At 57.9% G+C, this 3,502-nt stretch carries 1 pseudogene; it reads right to left on the reverse strand.

Features of this window, described 5'->3' with window-relative positions:
• Positions 1 to 117 precede the first annotated feature (117 nt).
• Positions 118 to 3,502 (reverse strand): annotated as a pseudogene (locus tag ACOCD2_RS14465) (2-oxoacid:acceptor oxidoreductase family protein); the annotation flags it as partial.

The raw sequence follows: 3,502 nt of genomic DNA on the forward strand, positions 1-3,502 counted from the left end.
GTTGTTGCGTAGTGCTTGGTGACCAGGACGGCTGGGGCACCAATAGGTTGTCAAAGGCCGAGTCGATTTTGGGGACTGGGATGTCCCAAAATCTATCACGAGGCCGAAGACACGCTTGTCGTCTTCACTGAACGCCTTCCAGTCGAACCTGGCGAGCCACGCATCGTGCTCGGCGGGATTGTATTTGCCCTGCAGTTCCAGTTCCGCCAGGCGAATGGCCTTGAAGCCCTCCGCCATCTTGGTCATGTGACCTTCGAACAGGCCCATGGCCATGGAAGGGCTGTCCTGAAACAGGTGACTGGTCCAGGGGAAGGGATAAGGGTTGAAGGGATAGGTGGAGCCCCACACGGAGGTACAGCCGGTGGAGTTGACAATGCCCATTTCCGCACGTCCGTTCTGTGTGGGGCCTTCCCGGTAACGCCAGTGCAGGTCCCGCAGTTTTTCCAGTACGGCCGTCATGTGCTTCAGCCATTCCTTGTCCACCAGCGTGGTTTCGTGTCCCGGATCGATGCTTTCGGAAAGTTTCGCCAGGGTCAGGTCTTCTTCTGTGCTGTCTGTCATTTCATTCAGCACATCGAGATTGCGCAGATCCACACCTTCGGCAAGTTTCAGGCGGATATGCTGTTCCAGCCGGGCGATGAGATCGTCCAGTCGTGCAAGATGCTTTTTCACCCGCGGCTGCATCAGGGTGGTCACCGTAGCGGTGAACAGGTGGATGTTGGTCTTTTCTCCGCAACCCAGGCAGGCGCCGTCACCGCAGACCATGGATGCGTAGGTCTCCTTGTCCAGCAGCAGGGTTTCCAGGGCGCCGATCTTTTCGTCGAGGTCGTCGATGCGGCTGAAGCTCTCGTTTGTCGTGGGAAGATCCAGCCAGAAATTCCAGTCATCGCGCAGCCGCTGAATGGCGGCTTCGTCCTGAGGGGTGGCCACCAGCGCTTTGTCATCGCAGACATCCACGCATTCCATGCAGCCTTTACAGGTATAGGGGTTGATTGTGATGGAAAACAGGCCGCCGCTGTTCGGTGCTTTCTTTTCCCGGTTGTTCCAGTAGGGCTTGGTGACGGCAAATTCAAAGCTGCCGAGTTTGTCCATGAACAGCGCGAGTTCGTTTTCCAGTGCATCCCGGTTGCTTTCTTCGGTTTCGGCATTGCCGAGTGTTTCCAGGATGGCCTGATCCAGCACTTCACGGACACTGACGCTTTCGTCCAGGGTGTTGAGCAGTTCACGCAGACGCTTTTCCACCTTGCGGCTTTCCCGCCGCAGGTAGACCGTGGGTGTGCCGCCGGTCTCTATACGGTCGATAACTGTGGAGAACACTTCGGATACCGTATTCACCAGCCCGGGAATGGAACTGTCAGGACAGATGGTGTAACAGTCGCCGCAGGCCGTGCAGTTTTCAGCCACCCATTTCGGGTATTCGAAGCGTATCTGGGTCATGTCGCGGTACACGCCGGTGGCGGCCGGCACCAGAGACAGCGCCTGATGCGGGTCGGCGAGGTTGTCCGATCCCTGTCCCTGGGCGTAGAAACTGCCGGTCTGTTCCCAGAAACGGTGTATGTCGGCTATGGCGCCGTTGCCCTGAGGCAGCTTTTTGAGCAGTACGGGCAGGTTGATTTCCTGTTTCAGTTCGCGTGCGGCATGTACGTTGACCTGCCTGCTGGTGATTTCATGTATTTCATCGAAGCCCCGGCGTACGATGCGCAGGTTGTCCTCCACCACGCCTTTGCCCTTGGCGCCGAACTTCGCCTGCAACTGGTTCTCGATGGCGGTAAACAGTTTCTTTTCGTCCATGCCGGTTATTTCCATCAGTGGCGAACCGGCGAAGAATGCTCCCTGGAAAGCGTTGCCCTGCATGCGCAGCTGCAGTTCCGGGTTGGATGCCTCTTCACGGGCAATCATGAAGCCATCGATGTAGAAAACCCGGATATCGTTCTTGATGACCTGCTGTTGCATCCAGCGGGGGAAACTGGCCCAGACTTCGGCCTCGTTTGTCAGCGAGGATTGTATGATCAGGGTGCCACCTTGCTTCAGGCCCGCCAGGGGGTTGGAATGTCCAAAAACGTTGGGGTCCGGACTGAGCACCACATCCACGTATTTGTATTCACAGTTCAGAGGAATGGGCGTGGGCGCCACGGCCAGGTAGTAAGTCGTGGGTTGTCCTTTCTTTTCCGAGCCGTACTTGGGGTTGGCCTTGATTTCCCATCCCAGCAGATCGTAGAGGGTCATGACCAGGTTCTTGCCGGTGGTGATGGCGCCCCAGCCACCCACGGAATGCATGCGCACGGTGATGGAGTCCTCCGGCATGAGGTTGGGGTTTTCCGATCCCCTGATTGCAAGATCGCCGATATGGGGATAGGCATTCAGCAGATCCTGTATATGGATTTCCTGCTTGGGGTTGGCTGCCTCGCGCACGAAATCGATACCCAGGTAGAAGAATGGCCGGTGTGGCCCGTCGGGGAGCATGTTTTCGATGGCGCCGATGAGTCCTTCCGGCTGCAGATCTCTCGAACCCATGCCGTAGGCGCCCGAATACAGCCGCGGCAGCTCTTTCAGGCTGCTGTAACTGGCGTAGGCAGGGTAGGGTTTGTCGCTCTGTGACTGACCGTTTTCGACACACTTGGATAATGCGGCGCGGACTTCACGCATCAGTGGCAGGTCTTCCGCCAGCGGCTGATCCGTGCGTTCCAGGACCACCACCCCTTTCCTGCCCCTGAGTGCCTTTCCCAGCAGATCACCGGGGAAGGGGCGGAACATGGCAATATCCACCACGCCCACGTTCAGCTTGCGGGTTTTCTTCAGGTATTGAGCCACGCCTCTTGCCTGGACCACCATGGATCCCATGCCCACGATGACATAGTCGGCTTTTTCGATATCGAAGCTGTTGATGCGGCCGTAACGGCGGCCGGTGAGTTCGTGGTATTCGGCCATCACCTGTTCGGCAATCTGCGGAATATGGTCATAGAAATAGGGGCGTTGGGCAGCCTGTGTCTGCATATAGGCATCCTGGTTCTGCACAACGCCGGATTGCATGGGATTGTCCACGTCCCAGATTGCCGGGACACGGCGCCGGGTCTCGCCAAACAGCAGTTTTTGCGCGGGGGTGGGGCATTCGATCTCATCTTCCGGTCTGCCCAGGAATTCACTGATCAGTTCCCGTTCCGGCACCTGCAGCGGTTCGATCAGGTGGGTGGTGAGAAATCCGTCCTGTGCGACAGCGACCGGGGTCAGGGACAGCTCCGCGATCTTTCGTCCGATGAGATTCAGATCGGCCGCGCTCTGGGCATCCCTGGCAAACAGCTGGAAGAAACCCGTGTCATCGATGCAGTGAAAGTCATCGTGCCCGCAATGTACGTTGAGGCTGGCCTTGGTGATGGCTCGGCAGCCGATGTTGAGTACATAGGGCAGGCGCTTGCCGGCGGCGGCGTACAGGGATTCGTGCATGAAGGCCACACCCTGGGAGGAAGAGAAATTGGTGGCGCGCAGACCGGTCATGCTCATGCCG

The organism is Thiolapillus sp., from assembly GCF_048562965.1.
GTDB classification, from domain to species: domain Bacteria; phylum Pseudomonadota; class Gammaproteobacteria; order Chromatiales; family Chromatiaceae; genus Thiolapillus; species Thiolapillus brandeum_A.